The 23,391-nt window shown below is 62.5% G+C and carries 19 protein-coding genes and 3 tRNA genes; 12 read left to right on the top strand and 10 right to left on the bottom strand.

Annotated elements, in window-relative coordinates; genetic code table 11:
- Nucleotides 1–255 precede the first annotated feature (255 nt).
- The 3 genes from modA to EO99_RS0110870 all read right to left on the bottom strand — a co-directional run bounded on the left by modA (nt 256) and on the right by EO99_RS0110870 (nt 1,384).
- A complete protein-coding gene (gene modA, locus EO99_RS0110880; protein ID WP_235776805.1) occupies nt 256–1,017 on the bottom strand; it encodes a molybdate ABC transporter substrate-binding protein in 762 nt (253 codons plus the stop codon).
- A gap of 185 nt (nt 1,018–1,202) precedes the next feature.
- A tRNA-Gly gene (locus EO99_RS0110875) sits at nt 1,203–1,276 on the bottom strand.
- Nucleotides 1,277–1,299: 23 nt separating this feature from the next.
- A tRNA-Tyr gene (locus tag EO99_RS0110870) sits at nt 1,300–1,384 on the bottom strand.
- A 196-nt stretch (nt 1,385–1,580) separates the two neighbouring features.
- On the opposite strand from EO99_RS0110870, the gene EO99_RS0110865 reads away from it, so the two are divergent.
- The 4 genes from EO99_RS0110865 to cysQ all read left to right on the top strand — a co-directional run bounded on the left by EO99_RS0110865 (nt 1,581) and on the right by cysQ (nt 6,222).
- The gene (locus EO99_RS0110865) at nt 1,581–2,453 is read left to right on the top strand and encodes a TrmH family RNA methyltransferase (RefSeq protein WP_029618665.1); all 873 of its coding nucleotides are present in this window, start codon (nt 1,581–1,583) and stop codon (nt 2,451–2,453) included.
- A 163-nt stretch (nt 2,454–2,616) separates the two neighbouring features.
- Entirely contained in the window at nt 2,617–3,516 is a 900-nt protein-coding gene (gene cysD / locus EO99_RS0110860; RefSeq protein WP_173425144.1) for a sulfate adenylyltransferase subunit CysD, read from the top strand.
- On the top strand, nt 3,516–5,429 hold the full coding sequence (gene nodQ, locus EO99_RS0110855) for a bifunctional sulfate adenylyltransferase/adenylyl-sulfate kinase NodQ (protein WP_029618663.1): 1,914 nt from the start codon (nt 3,516–3,518) through the stop codon (nt 5,427–5,429). Before cysD ends, nodQ begins: the two co-directional genes overlap by 1 nt.
- On the top strand, nt 5,422–6,222 hold the full coding sequence (gene cysQ / locus EO99_RS0110850) for a 3'(2'),5'-bisphosphate nucleotidase CysQ (RefSeq protein WP_029618662.1): 801 nt from the start codon (nt 5,422–5,424) through the stop codon (nt 6,220–6,222). The genes nodQ and cysQ overlap by 8 nt, the downstream gene beginning before the upstream one ends.
- Nucleotides 6,223–6,331: 109 nt before the next feature.
- Here cysQ and EO99_RS0110845 read toward each other — a convergent pair whose 3' ends face one another.
- Together EO99_RS0110845 and EO99_RS0110840 are read right to left on the bottom strand one after the other, a co-directional pair.
- Complete coding sequence (locus EO99_RS0110845) at nt 6,332–7,144, bottom strand: hypothetical protein (protein WP_029618661.1); 813 nt, start codon at nt 7,142–7,144, stop codon at nt 6,332–6,334.
- A 3-nt stretch (nt 7,145–7,147) separates the two neighbouring features.
- Nucleotides 7,148–8,422 carry an oligosaccharide flippase family protein gene (locus tag EO99_RS0110840; RefSeq protein WP_029618660.1) on the bottom strand — a complete coding sequence of 425 codons (1,275 nt, stop codon included), beginning with the start codon at nt 8,420–8,422 and terminating at the stop codon, nt 7,148–7,150.
- 400 nt (nt 8,423–8,822) lie between these two features.
- Here EO99_RS0110840 and EO99_RS27395 point away from each other — a divergent pair, with 400 nt between their 5' ends.
- Complete coding sequence (locus tag EO99_RS27395) at nt 8,823–8,990, top strand: hypothetical protein (protein ID WP_156034730.1); 168 nt, start codon at nt 8,823–8,825, stop codon at nt 8,988–8,990.
- Nucleotides 8,991–9,047: 57 nt separating this feature from the next.
- Here EO99_RS27395 and EO99_RS0110830 read toward each other — a convergent pair.
- Nucleotides 9,048–9,123 (bottom strand) — tRNA-Thr (locus EO99_RS0110830).
- A 172-nt stretch (nt 9,124–9,295) separates the two neighbouring features.
- Here EO99_RS0110830 and EO99_RS0110825 point away from each other — a divergent pair.
- The gene (locus EO99_RS0110825) at nt 9,296–10,069 is read left to right on the top strand and encodes an NAD kinase (RefSeq protein ID WP_029618659.1); all 774 of its coding nucleotides are present in this window, start codon (nt 9,296–9,298) and stop codon (nt 10,067–10,069) included.
- Nucleotides 10,070–10,201: 132 nt separating this feature from the next.
- Here the strand turns inward: EO99_RS0110825 and prfB are convergent.
- The 3 genes from prfB to EO99_RS0110810 all read right to left on the bottom strand — a co-directional run bounded on the left by prfB (nt 10,202) and on the right by EO99_RS0110810 (nt 15,370).
- Nucleotides 10,202–11,333 (bottom strand): peptide chain release factor 2 gene (gene prfB / locus EO99_RS0110820; RefSeq protein ID WP_156034728.1). Its coding sequence is split into 2 segments (ribosomal slippage): nt 10,202–11,263 and nt 11,265–11,333, totalling 1,131 coding nucleotides; the frame shifts between segments, so codons are not numbered across the junction.
- A gap of 102 nt (nt 11,334–11,435) precedes the next feature.
- Nucleotides 11,436–13,892: a penicillin-binding protein 1A gene (locus EO99_RS0110815; protein WP_029618657.1), complete on the bottom strand. Its 2,457-nt coding sequence runs from the start codon at nt 13,890–13,892 to the stop codon at nt 11,436–11,438.
- A gap of 245 nt (nt 13,893–14,137) precedes the next feature.
- Nucleotides 14,138–15,370, bottom strand: coding sequence for an N-acetylmuramoyl-L-alanine amidase (locus tag EO99_RS0110810; protein WP_029618656.1), 1,233 nt, complete (start codon nt 15,368–15,370; stop codon nt 14,138–14,140).
- A gap of 603 nt (nt 15,371–15,973) precedes the next feature.
- Here EO99_RS0110810 and EO99_RS0110805 point away from each other — a divergent pair.
- The 6 genes from EO99_RS0110805 (at nt 15,974) to aat (ending at nt 22,905) form a co-directional block, all read left to right on the top strand.
- Nucleotides 15,974–18,889 (top strand): Rne/Rng family ribonuclease, encoded by a 2,916-nt coding sequence (locus tag EO99_RS0110805; protein WP_029618655.1) that lies wholly within the window; start codon nt 15,974–15,976, stop codon nt 18,887–18,889.
- Nucleotides 18,890–19,119: 230 nt separating this feature from the next.
- Nucleotides 19,120–19,878 (top strand): DsbA family protein, encoded by a 759-nt coding sequence (locus tag EO99_RS0110800; RefSeq protein WP_029618654.1) that lies wholly within the window; start codon nt 19,120–19,122, stop codon nt 19,876–19,878.
- 119 nt (nt 19,879–19,997) lie between these two features.
- Complete coding sequence (gene aroQ / locus EO99_RS0110795) at nt 19,998–20,435, top strand: type II 3-dehydroquinate dehydratase (RefSeq protein WP_029618653.1); 438 nt, start codon at nt 19,998–20,000, stop codon at nt 20,433–20,435.
- Between the two features lie 28 nt (nt 20,436–20,463).
- On the top strand, nt 20,464–20,925 hold the full coding sequence (gene accB, locus EO99_RS0110790; protein WP_029618652.1) for an acetyl-CoA carboxylase biotin carboxyl carrier protein: 462 nt from the start codon (nt 20,464–20,466) through the stop codon (nt 20,923–20,925).
- A gap of 11 nt (nt 20,926–20,936) precedes the next feature.
- Nucleotides 20,937–22,277 carry an acetyl-CoA carboxylase biotin carboxylase subunit gene (gene accC, locus EO99_RS0110785; protein ID WP_029618651.1) on the top strand — a complete coding sequence of 447 codons (1,341 nt, stop codon included), beginning with the start codon at nt 20,937–20,939 and terminating at the stop codon, nt 22,275–22,277.
- Nucleotides 22,278–22,287: 10 nt separating this feature from the next.
- A complete protein-coding gene (aat, locus tag EO99_RS0110780; RefSeq protein WP_029618650.1) occupies nt 22,288–22,905 on the top strand; it encodes a leucyl/phenylalanyl-tRNA--protein transferase in 618 nt (205 codons plus the stop codon).
- A 4-nt stretch (nt 22,906–22,909) separates the two neighbouring features.
- On the opposite strand, the gene EO99_RS0110775 is transcribed toward aat, so the two are convergent.
- Nucleotides 22,910–23,332 (bottom strand): DUF2155 domain-containing protein, encoded by a 423-nt coding sequence (locus tag EO99_RS0110775; protein WP_029618649.1) that lies wholly within the window; start codon nt 23,330–23,332, stop codon nt 22,910–22,912.
- Nucleotides 23,333–23,391: the final 59 nt, after the last annotated feature.

Here is a 23,391-nt window from a genome sequence, read left to right as displayed (position 1 = left end):
CTTGTTGCGCTCAAACTTGCTCTTTGCCATTGAATGCTTCCTGTGGACATGGATGTGGGACCCGCGCGCGGGTTTGGTGTGGCCGTTTAAGGCTTTCCCGGAGAATGCGCAAGACATAAATGCCGGAAGAACCGGCCCGGCGGCCGGCACTGCCCGCCCCGCTTGCGGATGCCTGTCGCGGGCACCAAGAGGAGCCGGGCAGCGCCGTCGACCAGTGGACCCTGCATGGCGCCGGACCTCGGAAGGCCGGATCGCCTACCGGTCGCCGTGGAGCACCGCAAACCCCTCCGCCTCGAAGAAGGGCCGAGCCTCCTCGGACTTCAGGAACGCGAGGTAATCGGCGGCGGCAGGGTTATCGGCATCCCGCAGCAGGGCAACGGGATAGACGATCGGCGGATGGGACGTTTCAGGAAATAGCCCCACGACCGTGACGTTCGGATCGGCCGCAGCATCCGTTCGGTAAACGATCCCGTAAGGCGCCTCCCCGCGTGCGACATACTGCAAGGCGGCACGGACATTCTCGGCACCTGCAACCTTCGCCGCAACCGAGGGCCAGACGCCAAGGCTCTCAAGCGCTGCCTTGCCGTATCGGCCGGCCGGCACCGAATCAGGCGCCGCCATGGCCAGCTTGCCGTCCCCGATCACCGCAGCCAGATCAAAACCCGGCCCGATGTCGACCGCAGGCGCACCCCTTGCCCCGATCAGGACGATCCGGTTGCCGAGGAGGCTTGTGCGGCTTGCCGCATCGATCAGGCCCTGGGCGGCGAGGTAGTCCATCCATTCGAGGTCGGCGGAGATGAAGAGATCGGCCGGCGCGCCGGCTTCGATCTGCCTGGCGAGCGCGGAGCTGCCGGCATAGGAAATGGACGTCGCGATACCGCTCTTCTCCGTCCATGCAGTGCTTGCTGCGTCCAGCGCATTCTTCATGCTGGCAGCGGCAAAGACAGTCACCGGCTGCTGCGCGACAACGGTTTCCGGCAGACAGGCGAGAAGGACGAGACTTGCCGCCAGCCCCATTATTCCTCGACGGGAACGGTCTATCCAATTCATGGGCGGATCCTTCGGCGATGTGTCCCCCTGAGATATCGCCCGAGAAGGCGGATAGCCAGCGCACCGGCAAGGACGCATCCGCAATCGAGCAGCACCCGCCGGCTGCATACGCTTATATAGATGATCGGTGCGGAAACGGGACGAGCGAGGCTTGGAGCGGGTAACGGGAATCGAACCCGTGTATTCAGCTTGGAAGGCTGCTGCTCTACCATTGAGCTATACCCGCAGGTGGTCGATCCTCTGACGGAATGGTGGAGGGAGTTGGATTTGAACCAACGTAGGCTGAGCCAACGGATTTACAGTCCGTCCCCTTTAACCACTCGGGCATCCCTCCAGGTATCCGTCAGGATCGAGACCAAGCTCTTGAGATCGTGGCCACCGGCTCCGATCTGCGCCGCGTATATGACCGCCCCATGACCGTCTGTCAACACGACTGTCGAGCCTAAATGTCGAAAAAATTCTTGCGCCAAAGATGTCCATGCATGCGCCTGACGACTAGGCCGGCGCCGCTGCCGAGGCTATAAGACCGCATGAGCAAGAACGATAATAACGACAAGTCCGGCCGCGACGGCCATTACGCAACCCTGCGCCGCAACGTGCGCGACGCCAAGCGCGAGCGGGGTGAAATTCCGACGCCGGCGCCGCGTCGGCGCGACAAGGCCGCCGGATGGCAGCCGCCGCAGCTGCAGCCGGATCAGGTCCACCTCTACGGCCTGCACACCGTGCGGGCGGCGCTCGAAAACCCGGAGCGCGTGATCATCAAGCTCTCGGTGACGCAGAACGCTTTCGCACGGCTGGAGCTGGCGGAGCCGGAGACCCTCCCCTATCCCGTCGAGTTCGTCTCGCCGCAGGACATCGACAAGATCCTCGGGCCGGACGCGATCCACCAGGGTGCGATGGTCGAGACGCGGCCGCTGCCCGTCCGGCGGCTGGAGGCCCTGAAGGAGAGCCCGCTGCTTCTGGTTCTCGATCAGGTGACAGACCCGCACAATGTCGGCGCGATCATGCGATCGGCCGTCGCATTCGGCGCCGGCGCGCTTATCACCACCCAGAGACACAGCCCGACGGAATCCGGCGTGCTTGCCAAGTCGGCGTCCGGCGCCCTCGAACTCATCCCTTATATCCAGGTGACCAATCTCGCCAATGCGCTGGAAGAACTCCATGCGCTGGGCTTCCAGACGATCGGCCTCGATTCGGAAGGCCCCGCCCCGCTGGAAGGGACTTTCTCCGGCGAAAAAATCGCTCTGGTGCTGGGCTCCGAGGGCAAGGGTCTGCGCCAGAAGACCCGAGACACGGTAAAGACCCTGGCACGGCTGGACATGCCGGGCGCCATCAAGTCGCTGAACGTCTCGAATGCCGCCGCCATCGCTCTCTACGCGAGCCGGCAGCACCTTACCCGCTGACGCGAACAGGGCTCACTATTTTAGTGGGCCCTACTTAACGTCTGCGCCCTCTGCTTGTGCCGCCGCCTTTTTATTTCGCACCTGCAATATAATTTCGTTGCTTTCATTGTAGAACAAGATTTAATTCTTCCCAGTGTCGTGTCTCTGGTTGGAGAGTGTTGCCTTGGATTTAACCCATCTTCAGCGTCTGGAATCAGAGGCCATTCATATCTTCCGCGAGGTGGCAGCAAGCTTTGTTCGGCCGGTGATGCTGTATTCGGTCGGCAAGGATTCCTCCGTGATGCTGCACCTCGCCCGGAAAGCCTTCTATCCAGCCAAGCCGCCGTTTCCCTTCCTCCACGTGGACACCACCTGGAAGTTCCGCGAGATGATCGAGTTTCGCGACCAGGCTGCGAAAGAGCTAGGGTTCGACCTGATCGTCCACGTCAATCCGGACGGCGTGGCGCAGAACATCAGCCCTTTCGTACATGGCTCCGATACCCATACCCATATCATGAAGACGCTGGGGCTCAGGCAGGCGCTGGACGCCTACAAGTTCGACGCTGCCTTCGGCGGCGCGCGGCGGGATGAAGAAAAGTCCCGCGCCAAGGAGCGGATCTTCTCGTTCCGCAACAATCAGCACGCCTGGGATCCGAAGACCCAGCGTCCCGAGATGTGGAAGACCTACAACACCCGCATCAACCCCGGCGAATCCATCCGTGTGTTCCCCCTGTCGAACTGGACCGAGCTCGACATCTGGCAATACATCCTGAAGGAGGACATCCCGATCGTTCCTCTGTATTTTGCCCAGAAGCGCCCCGTCGTCGAGCGGGACGGAATGCTCATCATGGTCGACGACGAGCGCATGCCGCTCGGCCCCGACGACCGGGTCGAGGAGCGGCTGGTCCGCTTCCGGACGCTCGGCTGCTATCCGCTCACCGGTGCAATCGAGTCCGACGCCGTCACCATCGAGGACATCGTTGCGGAGATGCTCGTTGCGCGAACTTCCGAGCGCCAGGGCCGGATGATCGACAAGGACGAATCAGGCTCCATGGAGAAGAAGAAGAAGGAGGGGTATTTCTGATGGATACCACGTCACGCGAGCCCCTCTCCTCCGTCGCCGAATATCTGGGACAGCAGGAAACCAAGTCGCTTCTGCGGTTCCTGACCTGCGGTTCGGTGGACGACGGCAAGTCGACCCTGATCGGACGTCTTCTCTATGACACCAAGCGCATCTTCGAGGACCAGCTGGCGGCGCTGGAGCGCGACAGCGTCAAGCACGGCACCACCGGCGACGACATCGACTTCGCGCTGCTCGTGGACGGCCTGGAGGCGGAGCGCGAACAGGGCATCACCATCGATGTCGCCTACCGGTTCTTCGCCACCGAGAAGCGCAAGTTCATCGTTGCCGATACGCCCGGCCACGAGGAATATACCCGCAACATGGCCACGGGCGCCTCGACGGCGGATCTCGCGATCCTGCTGATCGACGCGCGCCAGGGGATCCTGCCGCAGACACGACGCCATTCGCTGATCGCCTCGATGCTCGGCATCCGGCACGTGGTGCTGGCGGTCAACAAGATCGATCTCGTCGACTATGACGAGGCCGTCTTCCATCAGATCGTCTCCGACTACGCCGAGTTTTCAGCGAGCCTGGAATTTGCGACCGTGCTGCCGATCCCGATGTCGGCCCGCTTCGGCGACAATGTCATCCACCGCTCGGCGCACATGCCCTGGTATACGGGTCCGACGCTGCTGCAGCATCTGGAGACCGTGGCCGTCGACAACGAGTATCTCGACAAGCCCTTCCGCTTCCCCGTTCAGTATGTTTCCCGCCCGAACCTCGATTTCCGCGGCTTCGCCGGGCAGATCGCCTCGGGCAAGATCGCCGTGGGCGATCCGGTCGTGGTGGCAAAGTCGGGCAAGCTGACACGGGTCAAGGATATCGTCACCATGGACGGGTCCCTCACCGAGGCCCGCGAGGGCCAGGCGGTGACGATCGTGCTCGCGGACCAGGTCGAAGTCTCGCGCGGCAACATGCTGGTCACACCGGAAGAGCGGCCGGAGGTTGCCGACCAGTTTCAGGCGCGCGTCATCTGGTTCGATGCCAATCCGCTCATTCCGGGTCGCAGCTATATCCTGCGGACCGAATGCGAGAGCGTGACGGCCAACATCACCAGCCTCAAGCACAGCATCGACGTCCACACGTTCGCGCATACGGCGGCAAAATCGCTCGCCATGAACGAATTCGGTGTGTGCAATCTGTCGCTGCAGGCGCCGATTGCCTTCGATGCCTACAAGGACAACCGGATCACCGGCAATTTCATCCTGATCGACCGCTTCACCAATGCGACGGTCGGCGCCGGGATGATCGATTTCCCGCTGCGCCGCGCCCAGAACATTCACTGGCAGGCGCTGGAGGTGAGCAAGCGCTCCCGATCAGAACTGATGCACCAGAAGCCCGCGGTGCTCTGGTTTACGGGGCTCTCCGGATCGGGCAAATCGACGATCGCCAACAATCTGGAGAAGCTGCTGCATGCAAGCGGCCGCCACACGATTCTGCTGGATGGCGACAACGTTCGCCACGGGCTGAACCGCGACCTCGGCTTCACGGATGCTGACCGGGTGGAGAACATCCGTCGCGTCGCGGAGGTCGCAAGGCTGATGACGGAGGCCGGCCTCATCGTGATCGTCTCCTTCATCTCGCCGTTCCGTTCCGAACGCCAGCTTGCCCGCGACCTGATGGAGGCTGGCGAGTTCATCGAGGTGTTTGTCGATACGCCGCTGGAAGAATGCGTGCGCCGCGATCCGAAGGGTCTCTACAAGCGGGCGCTTTCCGGCGACATCCGCAACTTCACCGGCATCGATTCGCCCTATGAACCGCCCGAGAACCCGGAAATCCACCTCAGGACGGTCGGCGCGGATCCGGAACTGCTTGCAGTGCAGCTCCAGACATTCCTGGAACAGCAGCGACAGGCACCTGATGACCATGCTTGAGATCTTCGAACACGCTGCACTGGCGGCGGGAGCCGCCATCATGGAGGTCTACCGCGACGGCGCGACGGTCAGCACCAAGGCCGATCACTCGCCGGTCACCGAGGCCGACGAGCGCGCCGAGGAGATCATTCTGACGCATCTGCGCCGGCATTGCCCGGATATCGCCGTCGTTGCCGAGGAATCGGTGGCGGCGGGCCGCGTGCCCGAGACGAGCGACCGGTTCATCCTCGTCGATCCGCTCGACGGCACCAAGGAGTTCATCGCCCGGCGCGACGAGTTCACCGTCAATATCGCGCTCATCGAGGGCGGCATCCCGGTGGCCGGCATCGTCTATGCACCGGCGCTCGGCGTCGCCTATGTCGGCGATCGCCAAGGCGCGCGCCGCATGACGATCGGTGCCGACTTCACGGTCGAGGACCGGCAGGCCATCGCGGCGCAGCCGGTTGCCGACCATCCGGTCGCCGTCGCCAGCCGCTCGCACAACACGCCCGAAACCGACGATTTCCTCGCGTCGGCGAAAGTCTCCGACATCTGCTCGATCGGCTCGTCCCTGAAGTTCTGCCTGCTGGCAGAAGGCAAGGCGGACGTCTATCCCCGCTTCGGACGCACGATGGAATGGGACACCGCGGCTGGAGATGCCGTGCTGCGCGGCGCCGGCGGATCGACGGTGACGCTCGACGGCAAGCCTCTCGCCTACGGCAAGCGGGAACAGCTCCACGACAGCGACTTTGCCAACCCGCATTTCATCGCCTGGGGACGGCGGGATGAGGAACTCCATCATCAGCAGGCCTGACTGCCGGACATGGTGCGATACTCGTCGGTTGACGAGTTCGCCTCATCAGCTCAGGTGATATGCACCTATATCGGCAATACCGCTGGAACGTTGACCTCTGCTGCGATGCTCAAGCTGACTGAGCACCGCTGCCGATCTTTCCGCTCCTGAAGGTGAAGCTCTTCTTGTCGGCTGACCGGGAGTCGATCTGATTGACTAGAGTTTCAGACGGCTCGAGGTCAAGGTGACGAAGAATTGCACCGATGGCAGTCTTTCTGGCTGCATGGGATCCGCCTCCCCTCGATCCGACGATATCCTCGAAATTGAGGACTAGGGACCCGTTTACCTCGTCATTTTGGGCCCAGCCCATGAATCGCTCGCGCAGTTCATTGGTCCCGACAAGGGCGGCATCGCCGGGGAAACGGGGAGGAATGCCCTGGCGCACTGCCGCAAGCCGCTCTTCATCCGTCTGGTAATCCTCCATGAGGCGTCGATGCATGAAATGCCGGCGCAGCCCCTTGATGTAGTAAAGCGTGGACCGCTCGACATCTTCCGGTTTTCTCGTGACGAAGATCGTCTTGAACCCCATCTCCTTCGCGACCTCATAGAGTCCAGGGTGCCAGGGAAGATGAGCGGTCGCAATTTGTCCGGGCCGGACAGTCGCCAGCATGCGCCGGAACTGTTCGATATCGGGCTGGAACACCTCGATCGGCGCCACGGCCTCCGGCCCCTTGTGGATATCCCACATCTCCACGTGCAGCCGTGACTGCATCAGTCCCGGCACCTCTTCGATGATCGCGGTGGCAAGGTGCGTGCCTGCCTTCGGGATCGAATTGATGAACACCTTCGGCCCCTGGCGCCAGACCATGGAGCGGGCATAGGCCCGGTAGGTCTTCAGCAGAACGAGCCGCAAGGTCGCATTCTGGAAAAAGTGCTTGGACATGGATCAGTCCTTCATGTTGGACGTGCGGTAAAGCTTCAGGATCTGCCACCCCTGCCCCGAAAAGATGAGGGCAGCGCCGGCCAGAGAGGCCAGGGCCGCGCCCGCTGCACCCATCGCATCGATAAGGACAAGGTTCAGGCCCGCGTTGACCGCGAGCCCGAGAAGGCTGAAAACACCATAGGAACGGCCCTGGCCATTGGCAATCAGGAGGCTGGCGCAGGGTATCGAAAGCGCCGTCAAGGTCTGGACAATGGCCAGAACCTGCAATGTCGATCCCGCCGGGGCATACTGGGCGCCGTAGGCGAGCGTCATGATCTCGTCGGAAAAGATGAAAAGCAAAAGGCTTGCCGGCACCGAGGTCGCCAGTGCGAAGATGCTCGACAGGCCGAATGCCCGCCACATGGCCGCAAGCCGGCCGGACGCATGCATCTCGCTCAGCATCGGTGTCATCACCGTCATCAGCATGACCTGGGGAAACGTCACCAGATAGGTCAGGCGGTAGGCGGATCCGTAGTAGCCGGTCTCCTCGAACCCCGCGAGGGGACCGAGCATCAGGATGTCCATCCGATCCATGACCAGCTTCGACAGGAGACCGAGGAGAAGCGGAAAGGCCATCCCCATCCAGACCGCAGGCTGCCCCTGTGCCGGTGCCGCCCAGACCTCCCTTGGCGTGGCACGCCAGAGCGCCACAGTGGCGGCCGCCGCCGCCAGGGCCGTCGAAATGGCCAACAGGATGACCGCATGCCGGGCATCCGCGACGACGCCGATGACCAGGGCCGCGATCAGAATGAGCGGAGGAACCCCCTCGTCGAGCAGGATCCCGAGTGCGGGGCGACGGGCGCCGGCGAGCTGGCTGCGACGGGCCAGATTGATTGCACTGGGGATGATCAGGACCAGGGCCATCCCCAGACCGATCGCGATCTCGGACCGGGCACCGGGAAAGAGCGACAGCGAAGCGACAATCGCGGTTGCGACCACAGCCGCCGAGAGCACCACGATATCGCCCCACCGCAGCAGCGATCGCAGCGACGACCAGTCGCTCTGCGCCCGAAAGGACGGAATGAGCCGCGACATCAGCATCGGCCAGCCGAGGCCGGCAGTCTGCGCGATCAGCATCGCGCAGCCGGTTGCGAAGGTGAACTGACCATACCCCTCCGGCGACAGGTGCCTCGCCACCAGGATCGTCATCACGAAGATGAGCAGCCGCGTGGCTATTCCGGCGGCGAACGTACTGACGATGGCATGCGAGGATCGAGCCCTGGCAATGATCGGGCCCATGACGTTAGAAAAACCTTGAGGCACCATTTCCCCCGCACCGCTGTCTTCCGTCCACGTGAATTCTTCCTTCGCAAAGCACACACACGATATTCATAGTCACCGCGGACGGCATGATCGGCGGGTACAGAACAGTAACTTTTCAGCGTGGCGACGGCAAAGTTTCATGAGCAACGAATCCGCCTTTGTGGAAAAAAACAAAATATACTTAAATACCGGGCGCACTTTCCAATCAGAGCAACTGTATAGAAGCACACCCGCCGAATAGAAACACTCAAATTAAAGAGCACCCATAATTAACGCGATGCACGCGAACTATGGGGTAGAGAGCTGATGTGGCCGTATTCGTTGGAGGTCCTGACACGCAGCAGCGCCGCGGTTTCGCCCCCCCACAGAGCGACGGATGCTGAAGCATCACCGAATGAAGTCGCCCGTGAGGCTGTTTCACCGGTTTATGGCTGGCCTGGAATCGCAGTTAAACCTGCTGGTTCCGCTCTTCTTCTTGCTGTGGAGCGGAGGGGCCGTCGACGGCCGCAGTTTTGCGCGCATGCAGGCGAGCCAGCAGTGGTGACGGACGGCCTACAGAAGGGGAAATGCGTGGCACAGGCCTACGCCTGAGAAGATGAATTGGTGCCCCCGCCAAGGTTCGAACTCGGGACCCCCTGATTACAAATCAGGTGCTCTACCAACTGAGCTACAAGGGCATTTCCAATGCCGTCGAGTTACCAGATTCTGCTTTCCTGTAAAGGGAAAAATTGCGTTTTGTCGAGATCTCCGGCTCCCGGGGTAGCCGATCGGGAGTACCGGTTCAGGCGCAAAGCGCTTGTCTTCAAAGGATTTTTGCGGGTAGGTATGGCCGCTAATACGAGGCGAGCCATGTCGAACCCAGCCAAGTCCCTCTCTTTCTGTGCGTCCTCCGCCCCCGAGGCTCTTGCTGCGCGCGAGGAGCTGATCAGCATCTACGGCAATATCTCCGACAATGACGCCGACGTCGTCGTGGCGCTGGGGGGCGACGGCTTCATGCTGCACACGCTGCATGGCACGATGAGCTCGGGCAAGCCCGTCTATGGCATGAACTGCGGCTCCGTGGGCTTCCTGATGAACGACTACCGCACCGAGAACCTGCGGGAGCGGATCGAAGTCGCGGTGGAAAACACGCTGCATCCCCTGCAGATGAAGACAACCAATGCCGACGGCACGAGCTCCATCGCACTGGCCATCAACGAGGTCTATTTGTTCCGGCAGTCCTACCAGGCCGCCAAGCTGCGCGTCGAGATCGACGGCCAGGTGCGGCTCGACGAGCTGATCTGCGACGGGCTGATGATCGCCACACCGGCGGGATCGACGGCCTACAATCTTTCGGCCCATGGGCCGATCCTGCCGCTCGAAGCGCCGCTGCTGGCCATGACGCCGGTCAGCGCCTTCCGGCCGCGCCGCTGGCGGGGCGCCCTTCTGCCCAATCAGGTCCGCGTCGACATCCACATTCTGGAGCCCGACAAGCGCCCGGTGAACGCGGTCGCCGACAACATGGAGGTGAAGTCGGTGCTGCACGTAGAGATCGCCCAGTCCCAGGAGATGACGGCGCGCATCCTGTCCGATCCGGACCACTCCTGGTCGGACCGCATCGTGGCCGAGCAGTTCAACAACTGAGATCGCACAAGCCGCGCTTGAGGCCGGGCCAACTGACGCCAAGCGTCATTCCAGTGCGTTGCCCCCCTAAAATGCAGAAGAGCGGCCGTCGATGCGGCCGCTCTTCTCATATCATCGTCCGGTCCAGGGCTGTCAGTCGACGTTGTCGATGCCAGCGTCGGCCTTGCCGCTGATCCGGTGGGCAAGAGCCGCTTCCATGAAGGGATTGAGGTCGCCGTTCAGGACATCGTCCGGCGCGGAGCTCTCCACCCCGGTGCGCAGGTCCTTGACCATCTGGTAGGGCTGCAGCACGTAGGAGCGGATCTGGTGCCCCCAGCCGATCTCGGTCTTGGACGCGGCTTCGGCATTGGCCGCCTCTTCCCGCTTCTTCAGCTCTGCTTCGTACATGCGGGCACGCAACATCTCCCAGGCTTTGGCCTTGTTCTTGTGCTGCGAACGCTCCTGCTGGCAGGACACCACGATGCCGGTCGGAATGTGCGTGATGCGGACGGCCGAGTCGGTGGTGTTGATGTGCTGGCCGCCGGCGCCCGAGGCCCGGAAGGTGTCGATGCGGCAGTCGCTCTCGTTGATATCGATGTTGATCGAGTCGTCGACGACCGGATAGACCCAGACCGACGAGAACGACGTGTGCCGCCGCGCATTCGAGTCATAGGGCGAGATCCGCACGAGGCGGTGCACGCCCGATTCGGTCTTCATCCAGCCATAGGCATTGTGGCCCTTGATCAGGATCGTCGCGGACTTGATGCCTGCCTCTTCGCCGTCGTGCATTTCCAGGATCTCGACCTTGTAGCCGGAGCGTTCGGCCCAGCGGGTGTACATGCGCAGCAGCATATTGGCCCAGTCCTGGGACTCGGTTCCGCCAGCGCCGGAATGGACTTCGACATAGGTGTCGTTGCCGTCGGCCTCGCCGGACAGCATCGCCTCGACCTGTTGACGGTCCGATTCGGCCTTCAGGGTCTTCAGGGCGTCCTCGGCATCCTTGACGATGCTCTCGTCGCCCTCTTCCTCGCCCATCTCGATCAGCTCGATGTTGTCGTTCAGCTGCTGCTCGAGGCGCTTGACGCCGGCAATGCTGTCATCGAGCTGCTGGCGCTCGCGCATCAGCTTCTGGGCTTCGGTGGCATCGTTCCAGAGGTTGGGATCCTCTGCCTTGTTGTTCAGCCAGTCCAGCCGTCGTACCGCCTGATCCCAGTCAAAGATGCCTCCTCAGCAGGCTTATGGCCTGCTTGATTTCGTCGACGACGCCAATGATTTCAGCCCGCATGGGTATTTCTTACTCTCGCTTGATTGGAAGACGGGGTGGACATAGTTGCGCCGGCCGCGGATGTAAAGGCCGCGCCGGCGCAGAGATGTCCCTTGGTTCAGGCTAGAAGAGGCCGGCCGCACCGGATGTGACCGCCTGCTGCGCCTGCGGAGAGGTCTCGAGGATTTCTTCCGGTGGCAGGTACTCGCCCTCGCCGATGACGGCAAAGACGTCGGCCGGGCCGGTTCCGGGCTTGAAGGCTTCCACGATCGTATCCGGTTCGCCTTCGAAGGCCATCATGCCCGTCGTCCGATTGACCGGGATGAACTGCATTCCTTCCGGCACAAGGAATTTCTCCGCCGGCAGATGCTTGACCGCCTTCTCCATAAAGTCGGCGAAAATCGGCGCAGCAAGCCCGCTGCCGGTGCTGCCGCGACCAAGCGGTGCCGGCGTGTCGAAGCCGACGTAGACACCGGCCACGAGGTTGGGCGTGAACCCGACGAACCAGGCATCCTTCTCGTCGTTGGTGGTGCCCGTCTTGCCGGCGACGGGACGATCCGAAATGTTGATCTTGCCGGCCGCGGTTCCGCGCTTGACCACGCCTTCCATCATCGAGGTGATCTGGTAGGCGGTCATCGGGTCGAGGACCTGCTCGCGGTTGTCGACCAGGGTCGGCTCGTCCTGGCCCGTCCAGGCCGTGGCATTGCAGCCGTCGCAGGTGCGCTCCTCGTGGCGGAAGATGGTGTTGCCATAGCGGTCCTGGATACGGTCGATGACGGTCGGCTTGATCTGCTTGCCGCCATTGGCAATCACCGCGTAGGCGGAAACCATGCGCAGCACGGTCGTCTCCCCAGAGCCAAGGGACATGGCCAGCACCGGCAGCATGTCGTCATAGATGCCGAAGCGCTCCGCATATTCCGCTACGAGCTCCATGCCCATGTCCTGCGCCAGCCGCACGGTCATCTGGTTGCGGGACTTCTCGATCCCAAGCCGCAGGGTCTGCGGGCCGGCCGATCCGCCGCCGTAGTTTTCCGGTCGCCACACCTGGCCGCCCGAAACCATTTCGATCGGCGCATCGAGGATCACCGAAGCGGGCGTATAGCCGTTGTCGAGCGCGGCCGCGTAGACGAACGGCTTGAAGGAGGAGCCCGGCTGACGCATCGCCTGCGTCGCGCGGTTGAATTCCGACTGCGCGTAGGAAAAGCCGCCGGCCATGGCCAGCACGCGGCCGGTGTTGGGGTCCATGGCGACGAAACCGCCCTGCACCTTCGGCGGCTGGCGCAGGCGATAGCTGCCTTCCTCGTCGGCGATCGGCTCGACATAGACAACGTCGCCCGGCTCGAGAACGCCTTCCGGCGATTTCGCCGTCTTCCGCTCGCCCGCGGCGTCGCGGTAGGCCCACTTCATGTTTTCGGCTTTGATCACGCCCATCTTGCGTGCTTCATCAACCTTGTCGCCGGCATCCGTGGAAGGTTGCAGCCCGATATCGACTTCCTTGCTCGAGACGGCAATCACCACCGCGACCTGCCATTCCGGCACATCGCGAAGGCTTGGTACCTTGGCGAGCTCCGGCCCCCAGTCGCCGCTCACGGCGATCCTGGAGAGCGGACCGCGGAAGCCGCGCCGCTCGTCGTACTGGACGAGGCCATTGTGGAGAGCGGCACGCGCCAGAACCTGGAGTTCCGGATCCAGCGAGGTGCGGACGGAAAGGCCGCCTTCGTAGAGCGTGTCGTCGCTGTATTTCTCGATGATCTCGCGACGGACCGCCTCGGCGAAATATTCAGAGGCCGCAAGATGCGAACCACCGGTCCTCGGCTTCACGCCGAGTGGCTGCTGCTTGGCCTCGGCCGCATCGGCCGGCGTGATGTAACCATTTTCGGCCATCCGATCGACGACCCAGTTGCGGCGCTCGATGGCCGCGGCTTCACGCCGGTACGGGTGGTAGTTGTTGGGGCCCTTCGGCAGGGCCGCCAGATAGGCGGACTCGGCGATGGTCAGCTCGGTCACGGACTTGTCGAAGTAGGTCAGCGCCGCCCCGGCGATGCCGTAGGAATTCAGGCCGAAGAAGATCTCGTTCAGGTAGAGCTCGAGGATCTTGTCCTTCGAATAGGTCTGCTCGATGCGGAAGGACAGAATGGCTTCCTTGACCTTGCGGTCGATGGTCTGGTCGTTGCTGAGCAGGAAGTTCTTCGCCACCTGCTGGGTGATCGTCGATGCGCCTTCCGGCCGGCGACCGGAACCGATGTTCTGGAGGTTGTTGACGATGGCGCGCGCCAAGCCCGCCGGATCGACGCCCGGATGATTGTAGAAATTCTTGTCTTCGGCCGAAAGAAAGGCCGCCTTGACCCGGTCCGGGATCGCCTGGATCGGCAGGAAGAGACGCCGCTCGCGGGCATACTCGGCCATCAGGGCGCCATTGCCCGCATGGACGCGGGTGGCGACGGGCGGCTCGTAGGAATTCAGAACCTCGTAATTGGGCAGATCCCGGGAAACGCCGGCGAGATAAATCGCGGCGACGACGGCAACGCCCAGAAACAGAACGCATGCCAATCCAAAGAAATACCCAATAAGTCTGATCATATCGAAGCTACCGTTCGGCTTGTCATTCGGTGCCAGCACACCATGCACGATTGATGCGGTTTTGCACGGCGGATGTCCCTGCGCAAGCAGGCATAGGCTCAGCAACCGAGTCGCCGTAGCACTTGGCTGCGACTAACGGTTTGAATGTGAGGAAAATAGGGCTCGAGTCCCCTCCTCCCAGCTCCCAGCTCTGCGCCAGGTGCGTTTCTGATGGCGGTGTTGCCAACCCGCAACCCGCCGTCCCCTCAGCCGCCGTTGGCAACCGCCATGTTCTTGTAACGGCCGACCGCGTCAACGAGCAGCCTGCTCACCTTCTTGCGCCAGGCCTCGTCGAGAAGAAGCTTCTCATCATCCGCATTGGACAGGAAGCCGAGTTCCAGCAGCACCGACGGGATATCGGGAGCGCGCAGCACCTGGAAACCGGCGTGACGGTGGGCGTTGTTGATCAGGCCGACCTGCCCTTCGAACGAGCTGAGGACGTTCTGCGCGAGCGTCACGGAAAAAGCCTGGGTCTCGCGGCGGGTCAGGTCGAGGAGGATGTCGGCGACCTCCGGCGGCTCGTCCTTCAGGCGGATTCCCGCGATCTGGTCGGAAAGGTTCTCACGCGCCGCAAGGTTTTCGGCCATGCGGTCGGAGGCGCGGTCGGAGAGCGTATAGACGGTCGCGCCACGGATGTCCTTCTGGCTGAGGGTGTCGGCGTGCAGGGAGATAAACAGGTCCGCCTTCGCCTGGCGCGCCAGCGTCACCCGCTCGGAGAGGGACAGGAATACATCGTCGTCGCGGGTCAGCACGGCGTCGATGCCCGCCTCGCCGCCCAGTTCCTCGGCGAGCAGTTTCGCGAACGACAGCGTGATCGCCTTTTCCGGGGTCTGCGTCGTCGTGCCGATCGCTCCGGTGTCGATGCCGCCATGGCCGGCATCGATTGCCACGACGAAGGCGTCATCGTCGACGGCGGCCAGAGACTCATCGGCGGCAGCCGCACTGCCTTCCCACTCCTGGCCCTGGACAAGTTTCTGGAAAGCCTCGGCCGTGGCCATCTCCGCATCCAGAACCAGGCGGAACTCGCCGTTCTCGCCCTCCTGCACCTCGGCAAGGCTCAACTGCACCGGCCGCTTGGCGGTCAGAACAAGACGGGCACTGGTTTCGTCCATGGCGCCGAAGCGGATGTCGTTGAACAGGCCGCGCGCGGCAAGATCCTCGTCGGGAAAGCCGAACGCGGTTGCCGGAAGGTCGACCACCACCCGTTCCGGCGCGGCCACATAGTGAACGGAAAACTCCGGCTTTTCGTCGAAATCGATGACGATCCGGGTGCGGGCATCATCGCCGGCGATACGGGCCGCAAAGGCCAGGAGCGGCTTGTCCGCAGCCTGCAGTCCGCCGACGCCCAACAGCGCGACGGAAAGAATGCCGAACACGGCGCCGCGTCCGATTCGCGCGATCAACCGCTTCGGCGCAGCGATGCGCCCTCTGGTAACCATCATTCCGACGTCGTCCCGCTTGCCGACTTCAATGTCCCCGTCTTTCGTGGGCGCCCGAACATGCATGATTTTGCTGATCGGCGCTTACGAATCAACGGCTTCCACTAGCCTCTTAATTCAATCGAGAATATGGCGGTACGGGCTTTTCCCTTGCTATTATGTCACGGAAACCATACAAGGCGGTTAAGGACTAAAGTGTTGACGGGATAGTCTGCCCGCAGGCTGGCCAGCCCAAAAGGAACCTGGCGCCGAATCCGAGCAGTTCATCCGCCGTCTGTACATTTTATTCCTGATACTCGATCTCATCCGGCGTTGGCCGGTCACATACTGGGTGGCGCGCCACCCAAGCTCAACAAGAGCACCTCCACCGGCCCTCGAGGCCTAAGATATCGTCGTTCTCGTTTGGACTTTCATGTCTCGGCAAGTGTTTCAGAACCTGGATACCCTGAAGGAGCCAAATGCTCCGTCAGCCGTCCGGCTGTCGCCGCAACATCGTTCAAAGGGAACCATTTTTTCCGGCGCAATCACCATCATGCATGAACGGCCTGTCCTAGCGGCAGGCCTTTTTGCACCTGCTCGGCTGCGCCGAGGAGCAGAATTTACATGGCAGACAAAATGCTCATCGACGCGTCTCACGAAGAGGAGACGCGGGTAGTCGTCGTTCGCGGCAACCGTATTGAAGAATTCGATTTCGAGTCCCAACACAAGAAACAGATCCGCGGCAATATCTATCTGGCAAAGGTGACGAGGGTCGAGCCCTCGCTGCAGGCAGCCTTTGTCGATTATGGCGGCAACCGTCACGGTTTCTTGGCTTTCGCCGAAATTCACCCCGATTACTACCAGATCCCGCATGCCGACCGGCAGGCCCTGAAGCAGGCCGAAGCGGAAGATCAGCGGCGGATCGCCGATGACGACTCGGCGGATCCCGTCGACCCGGCGTCGACCGAACAGCCCTACGTCAACGAGCCGGCCGCACTTTCGGCGGAAGCGGCCGCCAGCGAGGCCGGTGCCGAAGCCGCCGAGGTCAGCCCCGGCGAAGCAGCCGCCGTCGAACCGGAAAAGCCGAAGGCAAAGCCGCGCCGCAGCCGTGCGCGCAAGAAGCCCGTGGACGCGGAAGCGGTCGAGGCTACGGCCGATGAGTCAGCTCCCGAGACGTCCGATGGCGACGACAAGGGCACGCCCGGCGAAATGGCGGCCATGGTCGAGACCGATTCGATCTCCGAAGACATCCGAGACCGTCGCAACAATGACGACGATGATGACGACGACGACAACGGCGAGAAGGAAGAGATCGAATCCGTCGGCGCAGAAGACGCCATGGAAGAGGTTCCTGACCGCGTCGTACGTCGGCCGCGCAAGCAGTACCGCATCCAGGAAGTGATCAAGCGCCGCCAGATCCTGCTGGTGCAGGTGGCGAAGGAAGAACGCGGCAACAAGGGTGCAGCCCTGACCACCTATCTGTCGCTTGCCGGCCGCTACTCGGTGCTGATGCCGAACACGGCGCGGGGCGGCGGGATTTCCCGCAAGATCACCAGCCCGCAGGACCGCAAGCGCCTGAAGGAAATTGCCCGCGAGCTCGAAGTGCCGCAGGGCATGGGCGTGATCCTGCGCACCGCAGGTGCCAACCGCACCCGCGTCGAGGTCAAGCGCGACTTCGAATATCTGATGCGCCTGTGGGAGAACGTCCGCACGCTGACGCTCAGCTCGATGGCTCCATGCCTCGTCTACGAGGAAGGCTCGCTGATCAAGCGTTCGATCCGCGACCTCTACAACAAGGACATCTCGGAAATCATCGTTGCCGGTGAAGAAGGCTATCGTGAAGCGAAAGACTTCATGAAGATGCTGATGCCGAGCCACGCCAAGGTGGTCCAGCCCTACCGCGACCTGCATCCGATCTTCTCGCGCTCCGGCATCGAGGCACAGCTCGACCGCATGCTGCAGCCGCAGGTGACGCTGAAATCCGGCGGCTACCTGATCATGAACCAGACGGAAGCGCTCGTCGCCATCGACGTCAACTCCGGTCGCTCGACCCGCGAGCACTCGATCGAGGACACGGCGCTGCAGACCAACCTGGAGGCCGCCGAAGAGGTTGCCCGCCAGCTCCGCCTGCGCGACCTTGCCGGCCTCATCGTCATCGACTTCATCGACATGGAAGAGAAGCGCAACAACCGCGCCGTCGAGAAGAGGCTCAAGGATTGCCTGAAGAACGACCGTGCGCGCATCCAGGTTGGACGCATCTCGCATTTCGGTCTTCTGGAAATGTCGCGCCAGCGTATCCGCGCATCGGTGCTGGAATCCACGACGCAGGTCTGCTCGCATTGCGGCGGCACCGGCCACGTGCGGTCGCAGTCGTCCATCGCACTGCACGTTCTGCGCGGCGTTGAGGAATATCTGCTCAAGAACACGACGCACGACATCAGCGTCCGCACGACGCCCGAGATCGCGCTCTACCTGCTCAACCACAAGCGCAACTCGGTCGTGGACTACGAACACCGCTTCGGCGTCTCGATCTTCATCGAATCGGACGACACCATCGGCTCGAACCACTTCGCGATCGACCGCGGCGAGCCCGTGGAAAACCCGGTCAAGATCGAAAGCCTGATGCAGTTTGCCGCCCTCCCCGTCGAAGACGAAGACGATGACATCGTCATCGAGGAGGACGAAGACGAGGACGAGGAGCTTGGCGAGGCCAAGGCTGCTGCTCCTGCCGCCGCTGCAACCGCGGCGCAGGGCGACGACCAGAATGGTCGCAAGCGCAAGCGCCGTCGTCGTCGTCGCAACAAGAACGGCGAACGCGGCGAAGGCATGAGCCTGGAGAACGGCGACAGCGACAATGGCGCCTCCGCCGAGGACGATTCGGACGAAGGCGACGAGGACGAGACCGAAGCACGCGAAGCTTCGGAGACCGGCGCCGACACGGATGAAAACGGCCGGCGCAAGCGTCGTCGCCGTGGCAAGCGTGGCGGACGCCGCAACCGTCCGGGCGAGGAAGGCAGTGAGGGCGAAGGCTCCGAGGAGGATGCGTCCTCCCAGGCCGCGACCGCCGAAAGCGACGTTGCCGCAGACGTGCAGCCGTCGGAGGCCGTTGCCCCGACCGCCCCTGCTGCCGAACCGGAAGCCGATGCTCCTGTCGCAGCCAAGCCGCGCCGAAGCCGCCGCAAGGCTGTTGCCGCGCCGGTGGAAGAAATCGCCGTAGAGGCAGCACCAGCAGCGGAGGAAGCGCCGGCACCGATCATCACGCCGGACGTTGCCAAGGCTGCCGAAGTGGCAAGCGAACCGGTCCTCGCGGAGCAGGTCGAAGCTGCGCTCGGCGAAGAGGCACCTGCTGCTGCCGTTGTCGAGACACCGGCGCCGCCAGCGGAAGACCAGGCCAAGCCGGTCCGATCCAACCGGGCGTCCAACATCAGCTCTTCCGATCCGGTGATCAAGAGCTCCGAGCCGAAGGCCGAGGACTCAGACGACAGCGATCCGTCGAAGCCGAAGAAGGCCGGCTGGTGGCAGCGCCGCAGCTTCTTCTGACGCTGCCGGTACTAAAAACGAGACTTGAACAAGGGCCGCGTCTTCTGCGCGGCCCTTGTTCGTTGGCCCGACAGGGTCCGGCCCCACCTCCCCAACGCAGTTGTGACGACACAAGCTGTGCTCGGCGCAGATTTGCAGTTCCGAACCTTCCTCTGCCGGCGTAGGTTTGCCGCAAATCTCATGTACGCCGACACGTTCCTGCGCCTCAAATCGACCAAAAGGATCCTCCCATGTCCGTTCCTTCCAAGACCCTCGCCCTCGGCTCGATGCTGATTGCTTCGCTGTGGCTTTCGCCGGCGGTCGCGCTCGACGAGCAGCAGAAGAAGGAGATGGGGGAATTCATCCGGGAATACCTCGTAGAGAACCCGGAAGTGATGCTGGAGGTCCAGGCTGCGCTGGAAGCCAAGCAGCAGGCGGCGCGGGTCTCGATGGCGGGCCAGGCGGTGGCGGCCAATCATGATGCCATCTTCTCGTCGAAGACCGACGTCGTGCTCGGCAATCCGGACGGCGACGTCACCATCGTCGAATTCTTCGACTACAACTGCGGCTACTGCAAACAGGCCCTCGGCGACATGGAAGAGATCCTCGCCAGCGACCCGAACGTGCGCTTCGTCCTGAAGGAGCTGCCGATCCTCGGGCCGGAGTCGATCGCCGCCCACCGCGTCGCCAATGCCGTCAGGCTGGTCGCCCCCGAGCGGTACCCGGAATTCCATCGCATGATGCTGGGCGCAACGGGGATGGCAACGGAAGACAGTGCAATCGAGATTGCCACCTCGCTGGGGATCAGTGACGCGGATATTCGCAAATCCATGGAAGAGCAGCCGAACGACGCCCTCGTTCGCGAGGCCTACCAGCTGGCGACGAATATCGGCGTGACGGGCACGCCCACGTACGTCGTCGGCAACGAAGCGCTTTTCGGAGCCGTCGGCCGCGCTGCCATCGAAGAGAAAGTCGCAAACGTGCGGGCCTGCGGCCAGAGCACCTGCTGACCCCGCAGCCGCTCAGGCAAGCTGGCGGAAAGCCCTGTCTTTCAAAGAACGGGGGCTTTTCCTTGTGTTGCGGGCGGTCTATAGGTGGCCCCTGACTTTGACAGGAACACTGGAATACGATGAGCAAGACGGTCTTCGTCCTGAACGGCCCCAACCTGAACATGCTGGGCAAGCGCGAGCCCGGCATCTACGGCGGCAAGACGTTGAAGGATATCGAAAACGACTGTGTTGCAGCCGGCTCGTCCCATGGGCTCGCCATCGATTTCCGGCAAAGCAACCATGAAGGCATGCTGGTCGACTGGCTGCATGAGGCGGATGAGAAGGCGGTGGGGGTGGCGATCAATGCCGGCGCCTATACGCATACATCCGTTGCGCTCCATGATGCGATCCGCGCCATCTCCGTTCCCGTCATCGAAGTCCATATTTCCAATGTTCATGCGCGTGAGGCATTCCGTCATCACTCGATGATTGCCCCTGCCTGCAAGGGTGTCATCTGCGGCTTTGGCCCGACGAGCTACATCCTGGCTCTGCACGCCTTGAAAAACATCACCGACTGACAAGATAAACAGAACAATAGGGTTTGCCATGTCTGAGAATAAGCACGGTATCGACAAGGGGTTGATCCGCGACCTCGCGAACATCCTGAACGAGACCGACCTGACCGAGATCGAAGTGGAGCAGGAGGACGTCCGGATCCGCGTGTCCCGCGTTTCCGCCACGCAGTATGTCCAGGCTCCTGTGGCTGCCGCACCGGCTGCCGCCGCTGCCACGCCTGCCGCAGCCGCACCGGCAGTTCCTGCCCCACGCGACAACGCGAATGCCGTCAATGCGCCCATGGTCGGCACCGTCTACCTTTCGCCGGCACCTGGTTCGCGCTCCTTCGTGGAAGTCGGCGCTACCGTAAAGGAAGGGCAGACGCTCCTCATCATCGAGGCGATGAAGACGATGAACCAGATCCCTGCGCCCCGGTCCGGCAAGGTCGTCGAGATCCTCGTCACTGACGCGCAACCCGTCGAATACGGCGAGCCGCTCATCGTCATCGAATAGGACGACGGCACATGATCTCCAAAATCCTCATAGCCAATCGCGGTGAAATTGCACTGCGCGTGCTGCGCGCCTGCAAGGAGCTCGGCATTGCCACCGTTGCCGTGCACTCGACTGCCGACGCCGACGCAATGCACGTCCGGCTGGCGGACGAGAGCGTCTGCATCGGCCCGCCGCCGTCGCGCGACAGCTATCTGAACATCCACCAGATCGTTGCCGCCTGCGAAATCACCGGCGCCGATGCGGTTCACCCCGGCTACGGCTTTCTGTCGGAAAACGCCAGGTTTGCCGATATCCTCGATGCACACGGCATCACCTTCATCGGACCGACGGCCGAGCACATCCGGCTGATGGGCGACAAGATCACCGCCAAGAAGACGGCCGTCGAGCTTGGTATCCCCGTGGTCCCCGGCTCTGCCGGCGAAGTGCTGCCGGAGAACGCGCTGGAGATCGCCCGGGAAATCGGGTTCCCGGTGCTGATCAAGGCGACCGCCGGTGGCGGTGGCCGCGGCATGAAGGTTGCGAAGACCGAGGCCGAACTCGAGGAGGCCGTGACCACGGCGCGCTCCGAGGCACTTGCCGCCTTCGGCAACGACGCCGTCTACATGGAAAAATATCTCGGCAAGCCGCGCCATATCGAGGTGCAGGTTGTCGGCGACGGTGAAGGCAATGCCATCCATCTCGGTGAACGCGACTGCTCTTTGCAGCGCCGCCACCAGAAGGTCTGGGAAGAGGCCAATTCCCCTGCCCTCAACGTCGAGCAGCGCATGAAGATCGGCCAGATCTGCGCCGATGCGATGAAGAAGATGAAGTACCGGGGCGCCGGCACGGTCGAGTTCCTCTACGAAAACGGCGAATTCTACTTCATCGAGATGAACACCCGCCTGCAGGTGGAGCATCCGATCACCGAGGCGATCACCGGCATCGATCTGGTGCATGAACAGATCCGCGTCGCCTCAGGCGCCGGGCTTTCGGTCACGCAGGAAGAGATCGTGTTTTCCGGCCATGCCATCGAATGCCGCATCAACGCCGAGGATCCGCGCACATTCGTGCCGTCGCCCGGCATGATCACGCATTTCCATGCGCCGGGCGGTCTGGGCGTTCGCGTCGATTCGGGTGTTTACGCCGGGTACAAGATCCCGCCATACTACGACAGCCTGATCGGCAAGCTGATCGTGCATGGCCGCACTCGCGTCGAATGCATGATGCGCCTGCGCCGCGTGCTCGACGAGTTCGTCGTGGACGGGATCAAGACGACGCTGCCGCTGTTCCAGGATCTCGTATCCAACCAGGACATCGCCAACGGCGACTACGACATCCACTGGCTGGAAAACTATCTGGCCGGCGACAAGTAGCGGGAGACAGATGATAGGGCGCCGCGGCAAATATTACCCGACACTGACATCGGACATTTTGCTGCGCGCCTATTCCATTGGGCTTTTTCCAATGGCGGAATCCGCTGACGACCCGGAGATATTCTGGGTCGAGCCGGAGATCCGCGGGGTCCTCCCCCTCGACGGCTTCCATCTCTCCAAAAGCCTTGCGAAGGTGATCCGCAAACGCCCCTTCGACATCCGCTTCGACACGGCCTTCGACCGGGTCATCGACCGCTGTGCCGAACCGGCAGAGGATCGGCCGAATACCTGGATCAATGCGACCATCCGGCTGCTCTATTCCGAACTGCACCGCATGGGGCATGCGCACAGCGTCGAGGCCTGGGAGGGCGAGGAACTGGTGGGAGGCCTCTACGGCGTTTCTCTGGGCTCTGCCTTCTTCGGAGAGAGCATGTTCTCGCGGCGCACCAACGCTTCGAAGATCTGTCTCGTGTTCCTGGTGGAGCGGCTGAGGGCACAGGGCTTCACGATTCTGGACACCCAGTTCACCACCGAGCACCTGAAGACATTCGGCGCGATCGACGTGCCGAAGGAAACCTATCTCGAGATGCTGAAAGAGGCGATGGATTCGCCGCATCTGACCTTCTAGGTGGTCAGTTCGTCGCCTCTGGCGCCGGAACGTCGGACTGCTGCTTGCAGCCGGTCAACCAGACGTCATAGATCGCGTGCTCGACGGCGTTCAGACCGGGACTGTCGGCGAACATCCAGCCGGTGAAGATCCGCCGGATCTTGCGATCGAGCGTGATCTCGTCGACCTCCACGAAACCGTCCACCCGCTGCGCCTCGGTTTCGTCACGCGAGTAGCAGACCTTCGGCGTGACCTGCAGGGCGCCATATTGGACCGTCTCGTCGATATAGACGTCAAAGGTGGTGATGCGGCCGGTGATCTTGTCGATACCGGCAAACACGGCAACGGGATTGGAAATGCGCGCAGCCGATACGGCCGTTGCCGACAGCGCCGACGTGGTCGCTGCCACGGCAATTGCGACGGTCAGCTTGCGGATGGATTTCCTCATCGATGATCCCATTCTCGGTCCGGTCCGGGCACAGCAGATGCGCCCCGGTCCTCCTATCC

Origin of the sequence: Pseudorhizobium marinum, assembly GCF_000705355.1 — a bacterium.
Taxonomy (GTDB): Bacteria; Pseudomonadota; Alphaproteobacteria; order Rhizobiales; family Rhizobiaceae; genus Neorhizobium; species Neorhizobium pelagicum.
The sequence above is the reverse complement of the archived record's forward strand: the minus strand, read 5'-3'. Positions and strand labels throughout refer to the sequence as shown.